This window comes from Tropicimonas marinistellae, assembly GCF_001509585.1.
In the GTDB taxonomy this organism is placed as follows: Bacteria; Pseudomonadota; Alphaproteobacteria; order Rhodobacterales; family Rhodobacteraceae; genus Tropicimonas; species Tropicimonas marinistellae.
This window is the reverse complement of sequence record NZ_LNCI01000002.1, coordinates 146,690-163,191: the sequence shown is the minus strand read 5'-3', so window position 1 is coordinate 163,191 and position 16,502 is coordinate 146,690. Positions and strand designations below refer to the sequence as shown.

Annotated in this window: 12 protein-coding genes; 5 read left to right on the top strand and 7 right to left on the bottom strand. The window is 61.7% G+C overall.

The window, feature by feature from the left end:
- The first annotated feature begins 540 nt into the window (after positions 1–540).
- Genes ARC39_RS04165 through ARC39_RS04155 form a run of 3 tightly spaced genes read left to right on the top strand, consistent with a single transcriptional unit; the run spans position 541 to position 4,717 of the window.
- Positions 541–2,694, top strand: coding sequence for a YjbH domain-containing protein (locus tag ARC39_RS04165; protein WP_078059064.1), 2,154 nt, complete (start codon positions 541–543; stop codon positions 2,692–2,694).
- Entirely contained in the window at positions 2,691–3,353 is a 663-nt protein-coding gene (locus ARC39_RS04160) for a YjbF family lipoprotein (RefSeq protein WP_068110545.1), read from the top strand. Before ARC39_RS04165 ends, ARC39_RS04160 begins: the two co-directional genes overlap by 4 nt.
- Positions 3,350–4,717 carry a polysaccharide biosynthesis/export family protein gene (locus ARC39_RS04155; RefSeq protein WP_078059063.1) on the top strand — a complete coding sequence of 456 codons (1,368 nt, stop codon included), beginning with the start codon at positions 3,350–3,352 and terminating at the stop codon, positions 4,715–4,717. The genes ARC39_RS04160 and ARC39_RS04155 overlap by 4 nt, the downstream gene beginning before the upstream one ends.
- Positions 4,718–5,198: 481 nt before the next feature.
- Here ARC39_RS04155 and ARC39_RS04150 read toward each other — a convergent pair whose 3' ends face one another.
- The 7 genes from ARC39_RS04150 to phnC form a co-directional block, all read right to left on the bottom strand.
- Complete coding sequence (locus ARC39_RS04150) at positions 5,199–7,319, bottom strand: GumC family protein (protein WP_236545118.1); 2,121 nt, start codon at positions 7,317–7,319, stop codon at positions 5,199–5,201.
- 1,021 nt (positions 7,320–8,340) lie between these two features.
- Complete coding sequence (locus ARC39_RS04145; RefSeq protein ID WP_068110540.1) at positions 8,341–9,546, bottom strand: glycerophosphodiester phosphodiesterase family protein; 1,206 nt, start codon at positions 9,544–9,546, stop codon at positions 8,341–8,343.
- 128 nt (positions 9,547–9,674) lie between these two features.
- Positions 9,675–10,289 carry an LbetaH domain-containing protein gene (locus tag ARC39_RS04140; protein WP_068110537.1) on the bottom strand — a complete coding sequence of 205 codons (615 nt, stop codon included), beginning with the start codon at positions 10,287–10,289 and terminating at the stop codon, positions 9,675–9,677.
- A gap of 126 nt (positions 10,290–10,415) precedes the next feature.
- Positions 10,416–11,744 (bottom strand): phosphonate ABC transporter, permease protein PhnE, encoded by a 1,329-nt coding sequence (gene phnE, locus ARC39_RS04135; RefSeq protein WP_068110535.1) that lies wholly within the window; start codon positions 11,742–11,744, stop codon positions 10,416–10,418.
- On the bottom strand, positions 11,741–12,613 hold the full coding sequence (gene phnE, locus ARC39_RS04130; RefSeq protein ID WP_068110533.1) for a phosphonate ABC transporter, permease protein PhnE: 873 nt from the start codon (positions 12,611–12,613) through the stop codon (positions 11,741–11,743). Before phnE (ARC39_RS04130) ends, phnE (ARC39_RS04135) begins: the two co-directional genes overlap by 4 nt.
- A gap of 65 nt (positions 12,614–12,678) precedes the next feature.
- On the bottom strand, positions 12,679–13,584 hold the full coding sequence (gene phnD, locus ARC39_RS04125) for a phosphonate ABC transporter substrate-binding protein (RefSeq protein WP_068110530.1): 906 nt from the start codon (positions 13,582–13,584) through the stop codon (positions 12,679–12,681).
- A gap of 71 nt (positions 13,585–13,655) precedes the next feature.
- On the bottom strand, positions 13,656–14,498 hold the full coding sequence (gene phnC, locus ARC39_RS04120) for a phosphonate ABC transporter ATP-binding protein (RefSeq protein ID WP_438273251.1): 843 nt from the start codon (positions 14,496–14,498) through the stop codon (positions 13,656–13,658).
- A 283-nt stretch (positions 14,499–14,781) separates the two neighbouring features.
- Here phnC and ARC39_RS04115 point away from each other — a divergent pair, with 283 nt between their 5' ends.
- Positions 14,782–15,675 (top strand): aldo/keto reductase, encoded by an 894-nt coding sequence (locus ARC39_RS04115; protein WP_068111615.1) that lies wholly within the window; start codon positions 14,782–14,784, stop codon positions 15,673–15,675.
- Positions 15,676–15,714: 39 nt separating this feature from the next.
- The gene (locus tag ARC39_RS04110) at positions 15,715–16,212 is read left to right on the top strand and encodes a flavin reductase family protein (RefSeq protein ID WP_201455710.1); all 498 of its coding nucleotides are present in this window, start codon (positions 15,715–15,717) and stop codon (positions 16,210–16,212) included.
- Positions 16,213–16,502: the final 290 nt, after the last annotated feature.

Below are 16,502 nucleotides of genomic sequence, written 5' to 3'. Positions count from 1 at the left end.
AAAAAATGCACCGATCAGGCCCGGCGTTATGCCGGACAGACACACCTGGCACATTTCTGACGCCGCTCGGCCAGAAGATCTTGCACACCCAACCACACGTCGATCCCACGGCGTCTGACAGGATCGGATCCGCCAATTGAAACGGTTTCATGACAGCTTTCGAAGGCGGCAAGACCAGGCCTCGGAACAGCTTCGCGCGGGGGCCGCAAGCAGAGACAATTGCTGCAAAAAGTCGCTGTTTACGGCCTGAAATCATACGACGTGCACAATAACCGGGAGTTTATACAACACATGGTCGAACCGACGGCCTCAATACGTGACAGGGCTACGGCCGGCCGATATAAATTCGCCAAGCCAAGAAACAACAAATCAAGTGGCAGGTAAAAATGTTGGGCAGTTCAACTTCCTCGTTCACACGAGGGGCGGTTCTCTACGCGAGGCCGATATGGGTGCGTGCCGGAGCCCACCCAGGCTCCCGGAGTTTCGCACAACGGATGCAGGCCCAACCGACGCCCGACAGCAGGCAAGAGGTTTCGCGCGATGGCTAGGTGGCGTTACGCAGCCCTTTTGGCCACGACCGCCGCAGGCACCAGCGCAATTGTTCTTCCCCTTCCCACGGCAACCCGGGCAGAGACCTTTTCCCGGCCGCAATTATCGTTTCAGGGAACGCCGGGCTACATTGATATGCCCAGTGCCGACATGCAACCCGATGGCCAGTTCTCGACCACAGCGGCAATTCGGGAGGGCGGCTGGCGTACAACGATCAATTTCCAGATCTCAGAGCGCCTGACAGGGACCTTCCAGTATTCCTATACCGAAGGGCTGTTTGGCGAGTCCGAGTCTTATGGTGAGTTTGAACAATACGACCGCGCCTTTTCCTTTCAGTACCGGTTTATCGACGAGGGCGTTTATCGACCGGCCGTTTCGCTGGGGATCAGTGACTTCGGCGGTACCGGCTTTTTCGCGTCCGAGCATATCGTGGCGACCAAACACCTGCGCCCGGACCTGACCTTCTCCGCCGGTGTCGGTTGGGGACGGCTCGGAACGAACAGCAGCTCCGAAATCATATCCGGCGACACACGCGTCACGTCCGGCATCAGAAACGCGCCCGGCGAATTCAGTGCCGATGACTGGTTCAGCGGTCCCGCCGCCGTGTTTGCAGGCGTGAGTTGGCAAGCCACGGACAAGCTGGGCTTCGTGGCCGAGTATTCGTCCGATGCCTACAAGCTCGAAGATGAATCGGGCGAATTCGACTACAACAGCCCGTTCAACTTCGGCGTGACCTACCGCGTATTGCCCTGGCTCGATCTCGGGGCCTATTCGCTCTACGGTTCGGAATTCGGCATCCGGGCGACTGTGACAGTCAACCCCAAGGAACCGCCTTTCCCGGGCGGCCGCGAAGAAGCGCCGCCGCCGGTGTCGGTGCGACACGGTAGCAAAGTGGACCTCGCAGCCTGGGGCCTGCCCTCGCATCAGCTGGAATCCGCGTCGGCCGAACAGATCAAAACCGCCACCGCGGAGGGATTCAATACACAGGGACTTGAACTCGTCGCGCTGGATGTTCAGGGCTCCACCGCGCGGGTGAAGATGCGCAACAACCGGTACGACGCCACCCCGCAGGCGATTGGCCGTGCCTCCCGCGTGATGGCCGCGATCTTGCCGGATCGCGTGGAAACGTTCCAGATCACGCTGATCAACACGGAACTGCCGACATCGACCTCCACTGTGCGACGGTCGGACCTCGAAGACCTGGAGACCAATCCCGAACGGGCCTGGAAAAGCTACGTCCGCACAAAGGTCGAAGATTCCTACGGTAAGCTCGGTTACGGCAATTACCTGCCCGCGGCCTATCCCAATACCGACTTCAGGTTGAAACCCTATATCTCAGCCTCGCTCTTCGATCCGGACGATCCGTTTCGCGCTGACGCCGGCGCCGAGTTCAACCTCGCCTACGCGCCGGCACCGGGGGTTGTCCTCGGTGGGCGATACCGGTTGAAACTCGTCGGCAACCGGGACGAAGCCACGCGCGAGTCCGATTCCGTCCTGCCCCATGTGCGCTCCGACCTGGCACTCTACGACCAGAATGGCCCGTCCTACCTCAGCCATCTCACCGGCGAGTACTTCTTCAAGCCCGGAGCCGACCTCTACGGCCGCACGACGGCTGGCTATCTGGAACGCATGTATGGTGGCGTTTCGGGCGAATTGCTCTGGAAACCTGTAACCAGCCCGTTCGCCTTCGGCGCCGATCTGAACTATGTCCGCCAACGCGACTACGAAGGCGGCTTCGGCTTTCTGGACTACGAAGTAATGACCGGCCACGCCTCGGCGTATTATGAATTTGGCAACGGGTACTTCGGTCAGGTCGATGCAGGCCGATACCTGGCCGGCGACTGGGGCAGCACATTCACGTTTAGCCGGGATTTCGCGAATGGCTGGCGCGTGGGCGCCTTTGCAACCTTCACTGACGTCAGCGCCGAGGATTTCGGCGAAGGGTCATTCGACAAGGGTATCTTCTTCCAGATCCCCATGTCCTGGATCTCCGGAGAGCCATCGCTGAACGGTTTCGGGACAACAATCCGCCCGCTCACACGCGACGGCGGCGCCCGTCTTGCTGTCCGCAACCGTCTCTATGGCGTCGTAAAGGACGACCAGGAACCCACACTTGAGCGTCGCTGGGGGAAATTCTGGCGATGAAACGGCAGAGTTTCCTGACGGCTGTTGTGTGTATTCTTGCAACGACCGGGTGCGATTTTTCGGCCCTGGGCTCTAAGCCAGCGTCCGGTCAGGTAATCATCGAAACGACGAGCGTTGAAGCGGAAGAAACAATCCAGCGCCAAAAACTCGCCGTCGCATTCGAGCAGTACGGGGCCAGCGCATTGCTGTCGCCGGTAAAAATCTATGGTGACGAAACCGTGTGGCTAACGGACGATATGGTCAACCTGACCGAACGGCAGGGCGTGGTTATCGCGACGCAGGGCCTGGGCTCGGATATCGTCTCTATCGACGCAGAGCTTCCATCGGCTTGGGACGACTTGCCCACGCCGCGGGTTACCACCGTCATCCATCGGTATTTCTCCGACTCCACCGGCCTTCGAATCCGCGGCTACGTGTGCGAAATCTCCGCGCCGGCCACCGTTTCCCATCCCCGGAACGGGGTCATCGAACAAGGTGTGGAAACGCGCGTGGCCTGCCGCAACGCGGACACCACATTCGAGAACTACTATTGGCGTGACCGGCAGGGACGTATGATCCAGTCGCGGCAATGGCTCGGCTCACAGCTTGGATACGCAAATCTGCGCCATCCGGATCCACAACACACATCACAGGCAGACGCCACGGGAGATCAGGAATGAGACGACTGTTGGTTGCGGCCTCCGTGGCATCGTCGCTCGCGCTCACCGGGTGTGGCGTCGTGTACACGAGCCCGCAGGTAAGCGAAGGAACATTCAACGGAGCCAAGGTGCGCGTGGTCCCGCTGACCGCGGAGACAGTGCTCGCAGCGAACCAGACCCCCTATCAGCCCTCTTCGTTGCCAGCGGTGTTCGGGCAGACGGCAGGTGGCGGAAGCGGTCTGCGCGGCGCCGGGGCCTTGCCCGACCCGGCCGTTGAGCCCGAGGTTCGGCCCGCGCTGATGGAAACGCGAATTCCACCCGCGGTACAAGCAATGCCGTACCAGATCGGCATCGGCGACGTCCTCGTGCTGGCGACTCCGGCAGCGGCCAATTCGGTTGAAGAACTCACAGGTCTTCTGGCCGCTCAGAACCGCCGACAAGGGTACGTCGTTCAGGATGACGGCGCTATTTCCATTCCCGACGTCGGCAGGATCTACCTTGCTGGCGAGACACTCGCGGTTGCCAACGAGATGGTGTTCCAGGCGCTGGTCGAAAATCAGATTGACCCGGCCTTCAGCCTCGAAGTCGCGGAATTCAATTCGCAGCGGGTGTCGATTGGCGGCGCCGTCGCAAAACCGACTGTGCTTCCGATAGACTTGCGTCCGCTTTACCTCAACGAGGCACTGGCGAGTGCGGGTGGCGTCACGGCAAACGACATTGACTATGTCAGCGTCCGCCTCTTCCGCGACGGAAGCCTGTATCAGATTCCGCTGGAGGAACTCTACTCTTCAAAGGAGTTGCAGCAGATCCGGCTTGTCGATGGCGATAGTATCTTCATCGACACCGAATTCGACCTTGGCCGGGCGCAGGCCTACTTCGAGGAGCAGATCCGGCTTAGCGAGGCGCAGCGCACCGCGCGTCGGGATGCCATCCAGGAACTGAACTACGAGATGGAACTTCGCCGCGGGTCGCTTGACGAAGCCCGGGAGAACTTCGACGCCCGCATGCGATATGACGCGGTCGATCGTGACTACGTCTACATGACCGGTGAACTCAAGACTCAGCGCCGCTTCCCCCTGCCCTTCGACCAGCGCGCCGTTCTCGCAGATGCGGTGTTCGAGGAGGGCGGCATCCCCACGATCAACGGCGACCTTGCGGAAATCTACGTTATTCGCGGCGAAGCTGACGCGCGGGATTTCTCATCGATAACCGCTTGGCAACTCAACGCGAAGAACGCGGCGTCGCTGCTGTTGGCAACCCGTTTCGAGTTGAGACCCAACGATATCATCTTCGTCGCGGAGCAGCCGATCACCAGCTGGAACCGCGTGATCTCGCAGATGGGACCGGGCGTTTTCAACTCGACGATCAACAGCATCGCCCAATAGGCGCGGGCCGGAGTTTTCGTGACGCGCCGTTCGCGTAGCGGCGCACCTGAAATTCGACGGTGGCGATACGTTGCCCGAGCTTTCACGCGGCGCCCGTTCAGACGTTGGCCGCACCGCTACCGCGGAGATCGGTGAGCAGTGCATCGCCTTCTTCGTGACCGACGAGGAGGGCGATTTGCCAACTCAATTCTGACGGGCAGTTACGGTTCTCGATGTCATCGATCGACCATTGCCGCGATCGTGGTCGGGAAGAGCTCGGAAAACCGAGTTCACGACCATGGATGTCGGCAGACCATTTCGGCATGCTGTGCAAACGCGTAATGCGCGAGCTTTGCGCCCGAACCCGGTCGGCGGCACGCCCTGAGTTTGGCCGGCTGTCGACGGACCCCCTCCCCCGAGAGGTCATGCCCCTACTACGCCGCCTCGGCGCAGTCTCACTCGCTACGCGTCACAATGGGCGTAACTCTTGCGAGCCCACTCCTTAGCTTTTGTAGTATTTTGAACCATACGTGCCGTAGGAACCGTACTTCCCACCGTACCCGTAGCGTTTCATGCCTTTCGGACTGATCTGGTTCAGAATGAGGCCCGTCGGCGGGCAGCTGACCAGTTCAAGTTGGCGGAGCGCTTCATCGACCTGATCTCTTCCGGTCGAATCCCAGCCCACAACGTACAGAACAGCGTCGACACTCGGGGCCATGACTCGAGCGTCCGAGACCACGAGAACCGGCGGCGTGTCGATCAGGACGACATCATAGGACGCGCGCAACACATCCATGAGCTTGGAGAACTTCTGCGAGGAGAACAAATCGCCTGCATTCACGGTATCGTGGTGATCGGCAAGCAGGAAGTCAGCACCAATCTCCGGCCGCCGCGTGATAGCTTCGTCGAGCGTGGCCTGACCGGAAAGAACGGCAACCAGCCCCGGAAGCTTGTCGGTATCATGCCCGAGATACTGGCCGAACACCCGGCGGCGGATGTCGCCTTCGACGACAAGAACTCTAAGCCCCATTCCCGAGAAATTGTTTGCCAGCGCCAACGTCAGTGTCGTCTTGCCCTCACTGGGTACGGCGGAGGTCAGCAATATGATCTTCGGAGGGGTATCGATGTTCGATTGCAGGATCGACGTCCGCAGATTGCGCACGGCCTCGGCCGCGGCGGAGTTCCGTTTTTCAACGAGATAGGAGATCGTGTTCTTTCGCGACCGACTGGGAAAGACCGGCACCTGACCAAGCACGACGTAGCCCGTCCTGTCCTCGAGTTCCCGCGCCGTGCGGAACGTGTTCTTGCGAGCCTCCAGGAGGAAAACGATCATACTACCAAGGAGCAGGCCGAGAAATCCGGACATCGCGAGGATGACGGACTTTTTCGGCGCCGAAGGCCCAGCGGGCAACACCCCGTAGGACAAGATCTTGGCATCCGCGAATTGAATACCCTGTTGTGCCGAGGTTTCCTTCAGACGGCCCAGGAAATACTCGTATAGCAGCCGGCTGGCTTCCGCCTCGCGGGTGAGTTGCTGGATCTGAATCATGTCCTGACTCTGCGACTCGATCTGCTCTGCCAGGAGATCTCGGGACGCTTCCAGGGTTTTCAACTGGCTGCGATCCCGCGCCGCATCGACCTCTGCCCGCCGGACAAGGCTGTCGGCCAAGGAATCGAATTGTGCGGCAATCCCCGTGTTGTCTGGCGAAGCCTGCAGTGCCGCAGCGAGACGCATCAGTTGCGTATCTCCGGAGACCTCGGCCAGGGCTTGCCGATCTGCCGCATTCCGCAACGCCGCTATCCGTGCGTCGCTCTGCTGCAGAGACTCGGAGACGGCATCCGCCCGATCCCGGAAGTCTTTAAGTTGGCGCTCCATTTGCTTCAGGGAATCCGGGCTCACGAGATCCGTGCTGCCGCTGAATTCCGACAGAGCGGTTTCTGCGGCCTCCAATTCTTCCCGGAGCTGGGCCGAGCGTTCAGAAAGCCAGGCCGACGCCTTTTCCGTGGCTTCAAACTTCTCGTCGATCTGATCGACAATGTACTGGTCCGCAATCGTATCGGAAATCAGAACGGATTTCGCGGCGTTCTCGGATCTGGTCGTAACCTGCAAAACATAGGTATTCGGAACATTTCGGACAGAAAACGCCCCAATGACTGCGCTGACGGTTTTCTCGATCGGGTCCTGAAGCGACTCCATCTGATCCGATCCGGACGACGGATTTATTGCGCTTGGCAGGTTTGATTTGACCTGCTCCTTCAAACCGGCAAGAAAACCCGGCTCCTGGAGATCTTCATTGAATTCCGGATCTTTGGTCAGGTCGAGCTTTTCAACCACCTTGCGAACCAGTTCACGGGATTTGAGAACCTCGACTTCCGAGTTCACCTCCGTGTCGTCGCCAGTCATGCTCGCCATGACGGCATCGAATGTAACGATCTGCTCCTGCTGAGGGTCCAGCATAAGGACCGTGGTGGCCGAGTAGATTGGTACCGCGCGAAAGAAAGCCTGAATCCCGCCAAGCACCACCGCAATTAGGAAGGTTGCCAGGATTAACCACTTTCCGCGCCACAGGATGCCGAAAAGAGCAGAAAGGTCGATTGTGTCTTTGTCCTGGTGATCCGACATCTGTGGCCCTGGTCGAGATCCCGGTCGGTACATTTCAATACGTTCCGTCTTCATCTGCAAATGTCCACCTTCGATATGACCTTCGTGAAAATTCCGCAGCTCGATCGATCGATTGGCACCACGCCGTAAATAGCGACGTTTCGTGTCCCCCGGGCAAGTTCACCCGAACGCGCTCCAGTTCCCTCCCGCGTGACTGGCTTTGCAATTCCAGCCGTCTCTGATTGCACGCGGCACCGTTGTGTTCCGGCACACCGTCGTTCCCTGCCCGCGCGCAGAGTGACGGGGAGCATCCGTTCGCTCGCATGTGCAGAGACCATAGCGCCGGTGTGCTTCGCCATTCGGTGCGTGCCGCGTCTCACCTCACAGTAGATCACTCTACGTGTTCCTTTCTCGGGGTGGACGCCGATTTCGAGATCCCGACCAATGCCCGCACGCCGACCATCGAATCAAAGGCAACCGCTGCCTGCCATTCGAACAGTGTCGTCGTCGATTGTTTTAAACTGCTCTTCGCCAAATTGTGCCATTCCGACATCGCCCGCAAGCGGTTTTGAAGCTTGCGGGAGTCGGGCGCGAGGATCGGCAGCTTTCGGCCACAGGCTCCGCCACCCTAGGCGCCGGTTCATGCTGACGGCCAGCGTGATTGACCCCGGGCTGTCCAACTCCCGGCGGCCATCGCTGGAGGACAAGCGCAGCACAAACAGGCGCAGCCAGACCCAACAAATTCAGCGTCGCGACGAGCAACCATTGAGGAGCGTATGGCCCGGTACGCAAAGCGCCGCAGCCGATGTGCCGGTTGCGCGGCTCTCGGCAGTTGCCCGCGATCAGTCGCCGGCCAAAAACACGGCGACTGTCAGGGAAAAGGGTCATCCAACCCGATCAAAACGGGATTGGAGCGTCGGGGCGGCTGCAATGAAAGTGCCCCGCCCGATGGGCCGGGGCATCGTGGTGATTAAGCCTGGCGTGTCGGCACGAGCCCGTCTGCCGAACGAAACAGACGGACCGGGCCGAAACCGCTCTGGGCTCAGTTCAATCCCATGCAGGAGGCGTAGTAGGACACGGTCGCAGGCCAGTCCGAGAAGACACCCTCAACCCCGACATCCTGCGCAAGAACGTCCAGCAACTCGTACATCTGGCCATCGCTATGGATGATGTCATTGGTCGACTTGTAGTACCAACCGCCACCGAGGACGAGCGGGCCGGATCGCTCGAGGGTCCAGGTGATAACCTTCAAACCCGCTTCCTTGGCGGCCATGGCATAGGCGGAGGCGGCAATACTCTCGCCCTCGGTCGTGACCAGCATATTCATGGAGGGCGCGATGTAGTTCAGCCCCTGCCCCTTCAGCTCGACGAAGTCCTGGCTCCAGGTATTCGCGTCCTGCTCGTCGAATCCGTCCTCCCACTCAACGAGGTAGACGGCATTGGCACCGAAATCGGGCTCGTTGTCGATCCAGTACTTGACGTCCGACCAGTTGAACGACTGTGCGAAGACGTCCGAGGCAGGGATGCCGGCAGCCTTGTACTCGTCGATCAGCTTCTGGGCATAGTCTTCCTGCGTGAAGCCGTCGAATGGCATTTCTACCGAGGGGGTCTTCAATTCGGGCGTGAACTTAGCGCCCAGCGACTTGAACAGCTCGACGGATTCCGCGTGGGTCATCAGCGTGGTGGGCTCGACTCCGTAAAGGTCGGTCCGCCACCCTGCGGTCGCGTCCAAGTACCCCTCGACCGTGGTGGCAGCCTTGTTTGCGGCGTCCATTTTCGGCGTGAGCGACATGAACTCGGCGAGCGTCAGTTCGGAGGTGCGGCACTCGGCGGCCGCTTCGGTCTCGCCCTCGGCCGGGGTAAAGGGCACCACGCAGGTGTCGGCCAGGTCCGTGGCCAGGATGTTGGTCGTGGTGTGCAGGTCGTTCTGGGCGTGACGGCAGACCAGTTCCTTGTCCTTGGTAAAGGTCACGTCGCATTCCAGGATGCCGGCCCCCTGGCGCGCGGCGGCGACATTGGCCTCCACGGTATGCTCAGGGAACTGCATCTGGGCGCCCCGGTGCCCGATGGAGAAAAGCGTGCGCTTGACCGGCTGACCGGCGCAGGCTGCCAGCGTGTCCTTCAGCTCGCCGTCTTCCATGCGGTCGATCAGGTAGAGCGGGCGCACGCCGACCTCGACGACGTCGGCGGTGGCAACACTCGCCAGCAGTAGCGCTGGCAGCGAGAGGGCGAGAGTGGATGTCTTCATTGCATGTCCCCGAAAGGTGTTTCAACGAAGCGTCTATCGCGCCGCAACGTGTCACCGAGGTAAGGGTTCGGTTACAATTCGGTGTCGTTTTCTCAGCCGCCCGCGGCATCACCTCTACCGCACCAAGTTCATTCATGTTTCTCCAGAAACGCTGCTGCCGGAAGTGCCCGGAAATCCGCCAGTGCCGCGCGCAGCCGGGCGTGGTCCCAATCCCACCACGCCAGTGCGACCAACCGCTCGGCGACGTCTACCGGCTGGCGCAAACGAACCTGCCGTGCCGGCACGCCAGCGACAATCGTATAGGGCGCAACGTCGCGGGTAACAATTGCACCCGAGGCCACGACCGCGCCGTGCCCGATGCGCACCTCCGGCTTTATCTGCGCATTGTGCCCCAACCACGTGTCGTGCCCAATCCAGGCACGCCGCGCCCGACGGGCCGCGAACCAGTCGGCGTCATGGGGAGCATCGTCCCAGTAATCCGCGGAACGGTATAGAAAATGGTGCAGGCTGGCTGTGCGTAGCGGATGATCGGTCGCCCCGATCCGGACGAAACTCGCGATATTCGCGAATTTCCCGACCTCGGCATTCGCAATGTCACAATAGCGGTCGCAGTAGCTGTAGTCTCCGATCCGGCTGTGCGCGACCCGGCTGCCGTGCCCGATTTCCACGAACCGTCCGAATGTGGCGTCGGTCAGGTCACAGTCCGAATGAATGACTGGTGACTCTTCGCTCAGACGTGGCATGCGCACCCCCGCATTTTGGGAACATCTTGCCTCCGGCGGGGATATTTGTGGACAAGAGAAACCGTGCGCTTCTTCTGTCTTCAAGTATCCCCGCCGGAGGCATGAAAACTCTTCGTGCCCGGTCGGCTACAGAAGCGGGTCCTCTCCGCCCTTGATGACCTTGGCGCGCAGCCAGCCGGAAAGTGTGTCCATCACCACCACCATGATCAGGATCAACACGATATACCAGGTCACCTGCTCCCAATCCTGCTGCGTATTGATCGCCTGGGTCAGCATCAGCCCGATGCCCCCGCCCGTGATGGCGCCGATGACCGTGGCCGACCGCGCGTTGGATTCGAAGAAATAGAGGATCTGGCTCAGCAGCACCGGGGTCACTTGCGGGATCACTCCGAAGCGATATCGCTGCATCGGGCGGGCACCGGTGGAGCGGATCCCCTCGATCTGCTTATCATCCACGTTCTCGAGCGCTTCGGAGAAAATCTTGCCGAAGCTGCCGGTATCTGTGACCAGGATCGCAAGGGCCCCCGTCATTGGGCCGGGCCCAAAGGCACGCGCGAGGACGATGGTCCAGATCAGGGCGTCGACGCCGCGTACGAAATCGAAGACCCGGCGCGCGGCGAACCGCACCGACATCAGCGGCGTGAAGTTTCGCGCCGCGAGGAAGGCGAGCGGAAGCGCGACCATGGCCGCGCCGAAGGTCCCCAGGAACGCCATCAGGATGGTTTCGAACATCGCCCAGGCGACATCCTTGTGGCGCCAGAGCGTGTTGCCCCAGAAATCCTGCGCCGCGCCCGCCCAGTTCCCGCGCGCCACATCGATCTGCGGTCCGAAAAGGATCTCGAACGCCGAATGGCCGCGATAGGGGCTGTCCAGGGTGAAGAAGAACAGCTCCCAGCCGTTGAAATACCGAAAGGTCTCCGCCTTGGACCGGGTGACCGCCAGCCGGCCGGCGTTTGTCCCGATCGAGACGCGGGCGCCGGTGGCATTCACGATCCCATCCGGCAGGCCCTCGGGGATCTCCGTCAGGAAGGTACCGTCAGGGTTAGTGATCCGGATATCTCCGATAGTCGGGTAGTGATAGATCACGGCGTCCGGCGCATAGGTGACGCGATGGCCGTGGCGCAGGGCGATCTCCGTCGTCTCTCCACTAGCCGTGATCCAGGCCGGCATCCGGTCCGGTGCGTAGATGTGGTTGCGCTTGCCTTCGACAGCGACAGTCAGCTCACCGCTTCGGTTGTTGCGGGTGACGTGGGTCTTGTAGCTATAGGCGTCCGACACCAGCACCCGCGCGTTTTCCATACTGGCGCGTTGCGCAAGGCCGGGAATGTCGAAAGCGAAGAAGACATAGACGAAATAGGCCAAGAGCAGGACCGGCACGGCCAGCGCGACACGGCGCTTGCGGCCGAAATCGCGCGTGACCTCGCCGGAGATCGGGTGGGCGGCGGTGTCACTCATGCGTTGCGCCCATTCGTCAAACGGTCGCGATAGACGCTGGAGAAATGGTCGACCACGACAATGGTGAGGAACAGGAGGATGAAGATCGCCGCCGCCTGGTCGAAACGGCCCTTGCCCCAGGACATGGCATTGCGCAGCTCGTAGCCGATGCCGCCCGCCCCCACAAAGCCGAGGATGGCCGATGCGCGGATATTGATCTCGAAGCGCAGCAGGGCGTAGCTGAGGTAGTTTGGCGCCACCTGCGGGATTACGCCGAACCACATCTTCTGCATCCAGGTCGCACCGACGGAGGCGAGGCCTTCGACCGGCTTCAGGTCCGCGTTTTCGTTCACCTCGGAATAGAGCTTACCGATGGCGCCGGCGGTGTGGATGGCGATAGCGATCATCGCCGGCACGGGGCCGCCACCGAGAATGAAGATCAGCACCAGCGCGACGACGATTTCCGGAAAGGCGCGCATGGTGTCCATGAGACGGCGAAACAGCCAGATGAACCGGGGAAAGCGCGCGAGTCCGCGGGTGGACAGCAGCGACAGCAGAGCCCCGACGATGACGCCCAGAATGGTGGAGACCGCGGCGATGTTCAGCGTCTCCAGGAGCGCCGGGAAGTAGGTTACGAGATGGCCGGGCAGGTTCGCGGCCTTTTCCGCCGCCTCGGAAACCACTTCCGAGGGGAAATCGAACACACGGTGCAGGCCGTCGAGGAAGCCACCGGCATTCCGGCTTTCGGCAATTCCGAAGCCGCCGACGTAGAGCAGGACGAACACCGCCAGCATCAATCCGCTATAGAGCCGCTTCTGGCGCACATGAGCCAGGTAACTCTGCTGCAGCGTACCGATGCGGTCGGGTGTTTGGGATGCGGCGTCGGCCATCGGATGCCTCTGGGAATGTAACGGGCCCCGGTCTGCCGGAGCCCGCCTGAAGATGTGGTCGCGTCTTAGTTGGACTTCGCCTGGCGGGTCGCGATGATCGAGAGATAGGCGTCGTGGCCGATCGGCTGGAAACCGGCGGTCTCGCCGTTGGCCACGCCGTAGGCGCAATCCTGATCCTTCTCGTGCAGGCCGGCATAGACGGCCGTGACCTTCTCCTTGACGTCCGCGGGCAGCGCCTTGCGCAGCACAACCGGGCCTTCCGGGATCGGCTTGGAACGCCAGATTTCGACCATGTCATTCATGTCGACGAGGCCGGAATCGACGGCCTTGCGCAGTGCCCCGGAGTTGTAACCGTCTTCCCAGGCGCCGAGCCCGTCGGCCCAGGTCACGCCGCCGTCGATGTCGCCGTTGAACACCGCGACGATGGTTTGCTCGTGACCACCGGTGAATTTCACTTCGCCGAAATAATCACCCGATTCCATGGAAGCGCCGATGAGTTCCGGAATCTCGACCGACGGGATCAGATAGCCCGAGGTGGAGTTGGGGTCGCCGAAACCGAAGACCTTGCCCTTCATGTCCGCCAGCGAGGCGATGCCACTGTCCTCGCGCGCGAAACCGATGGAGTGGTAGGAGAAGGAGCCGTCGAGGTTGGTCTTGACCAGCACCGGCTCGACCGCTTCGGGATCGGTCAGATAGGTTTTGGCGTAGCCGGAGGCGCCAAGCCAGGCCACGTCGATGGTACCACCGAGCAGACCCTGGATCGCGCCATCGTAGTCGGCGGGGGTGAAGATCTTGGTCGGGACGCCGAGGACTTCCTCGATGTACTCGGCCAGGCAGGTGTTGTTGGCAACGCGATCCTGGGCGTTCTCGCCGCCGAGGATGGCGATGCGGAATTCCTCGATGCTGTCCTGGGCCAAGGCCGGAGCAGCAAGCGCGGTCGTGGCCACGAGGGCGGCAACCAGTTTTTTCATCGTCGTTTCTCCCGTTGGATTGGCCCGCTGCCGACCACCGGCGCCGGGCTGATGAATGCTGAAGTGCGCAGTCAGCCGGCTTCGGCCTCCGCCTTGCGGATGAGTTGGGCGGCTGCGTCGGACCGAGCGATGGCGCCAATCTCGGTCGACGTCGCCTCCTCCGAAAAGTCGGCGCCGGCGCCGTAAATGTCGCGCGCCACGCCCGTGGTAAGCTGCTCCGGCGTGCCATCGAACACGATGCGCCCGTCCCGCATGCCGATCACCCGGTCGCAGTAGCGCCGCGCGGTGTCCAGCGTGTGCAGGTTGGCGATGACCATGCGCCCGTCCTCCTCGTGGATGCGCCGGAGCGCCTCCATGACGATCTGGGCATTCATCGGGTCGAGCGAGGCGATGGGTTCGTCGGCGAGGATTATCTCGGGGTCCTGCATAAGCGCGCGGGCGATGGCGACGCGCTGCTGCTGGCCGCCCGAGAGCACCTCGGCACGCTTGGCGGCCTGGTCGGCGATGCCGAGCCGGTCGAGAATGTCGATCGCCTTGTGAATGTCCGCGGTCGGGTAAAGGTTGAACATCGTGGCCAGCGTGGACCGGCGGTTCAGCGTTCCATGCAGGACGTTGGAGACCACATCCATTCTCGGCACCAGATTGAACTGCTGGAAGATCATCGCGCAATCGGATTGCCACGCGCGCCTGCGCGCGCCGGTCAGGCTCAAAATATCTCTATCGTTGAACAGGATGCGTCCCGATGTTGCGTCCGTCAGACGGTTCATCATGCGCAGGAACGTGGATTTGCCGGCACCCGACCTGCCGATAATCCCGATCATCGCAGATCCTTCGACACGGAAGGTTGCCTTGTCCACGGCTGCCTTCTGGCCAAACATTTTCGTTACCTGCTCGACGACAAGTGCCACATTCACCCCCAGCTCTCGGCAAGTTCCGCTCTAGGAGCAGCCAGCGACGGTTTTGTTACGGCACAGCGAAGCTTTGACGACGGCCGGGAAACGGATTTGTGACAGTCACGCCGCCGGATCGTCATACGGGCGGGGCCGTATACTCGCCCCGGCGTGCCTCGCCGGCGACAACGTGCTGGCCGGGACACGGACCTATCCAGCGTCGGATTGGGGTATCAACGTACGCGCGTTTGTGGTGCTCTGGCGCCAGCCGCGCGTCGGCCGATTCAGCGACTTCAGGGGGACGCAAATGGAACGGGTGGAACTAACCGTGGGCCTCGAACTGAGCCGGATCGTTTACGGCATGTGGCGGCTCGGGGACGACCCCGACACGTCGCCCAAGCGTGTTCAGGCCAAGATGGAGGCCTGTCTGGAACAGGGGATCACCAGTTTCGATCAGGCCGATATCTACGGCGGCTACACGGCGGAGGCGCTGCTGGGGGCGGCCCTGCGGGCGGCGCCGCACCTGCGGGCGCAGATCGAGATCGTCACCAAATGCGATATCGTCGCCCCGGTTGGAAAATACGCCGACCGGCGCGTCAAGTATTACGACACGAGCCCCGCGCATATCGCAGCCTCCATCGATTCCTCTCTTAGCAACATGGCCATCGAGCGGATCGACCTGCTCCTGCTCCACCGTCCCGACCCGCTGATGGATCATTTCGAAACCGGACGCGCGCTCGACGAGGCGGTTGCCTCGGGCAAGGTACGGGCCGTGGGGGTTTCCAACTTCCGGCCACATGACTGGCGGTTGCTGCAGAGCGCCATGGACACACGCCTGGCAACCAACCAGATCGAGATCAGCCTTCTGCGGCACGATCCGATGACGAATGGCGATCTGGCGTTTCTTCAGGAGTTGGACGTTGCACCAATGGCCTGGTCGCCATTGGCGGGTGGTGCCCTCCTGTCCTCTGGCCACAATGCGATGAACGCAGCCTTGCGCGAGGTAGCGGAGCGGGATGGTGTCGGCCCGATGGCGGTGGCCCTCGCGTGGCTGCTGACGCACCCAGCCTGTATCCTGCCGGTCGTGGGTACCAACACGCTGGATCGGATTCGTCGGATTTCCGATGCCTTCGCAGTCGACATGGACCGCCAGACGTGGTTCACGCTCTACACCGCCGCTCTGGGCCACGAGGTTCCCTGACCGGCGCGCCGCGCGATGAGCCGAAAGGAGGCCGACCGCATGAAAGAGAGCTTCACGCCCGGTCCCGGCCGCGAGCGGGAACTTCGCACTGCGCTCGGCGCCTTCGCCACCGGCGTTACGGTCGTCACATGTCGCGACGAGACCGGACCGCTGGGATTCACCGCCAACAGTTTCACTAGCGTGTCGCTCGATCCGCCGCTGCTGCTGTGGTGCCCAGCCGTCGCCTCGCCACGGCACGATGCGTTCGTTTCGACCCAGCACTTTTCCGTTCATGTGCTGGAAGCGCAGCAACTCCAGCTTTCGGAACGGTTTGCTGTCGAGGCGCGCAATTTCGACGGCGTCGATTGGCGCGAAGGTCCGAACGGGACCCCACAGATCTCGGGCTGCCTGACCCGCTTCGATTGCCGCCACTTCGCCGCCCATGGCGCCGGCGACCATACGATCGTGCTGGGCCTCGTTGAGAAGGTAGAACACACTCCGGGTGTACCGCTCGTCTTTGCGCTCGGCGCCTACGGCCGCTTCGCTTCGAGCCTCTGATCGCACGCGAGACGCGTGAATACACCGCTGCCCGACACCCGCGTCCCGCAGCACGGTGCTGGCGGTAATCCATCGTGAACCGGTACCCTGCAATGCCGTGCGCGAAGGCCAATACCGCTGCCCGAATTACTGCCGGTCGTCGGGCAACACTGCCTCCTCTCGCGGCACAAAAACCCGCGTCCTAAGCAATTGGTAGCCGAATCGTGCCTCAAATGCCCCGTGCGGACCGCTTTACCGCCTCAGTAGTTTCCCGGGGTTGCGCCTGTAGGGAGGCTCGGGAATAACCCCGG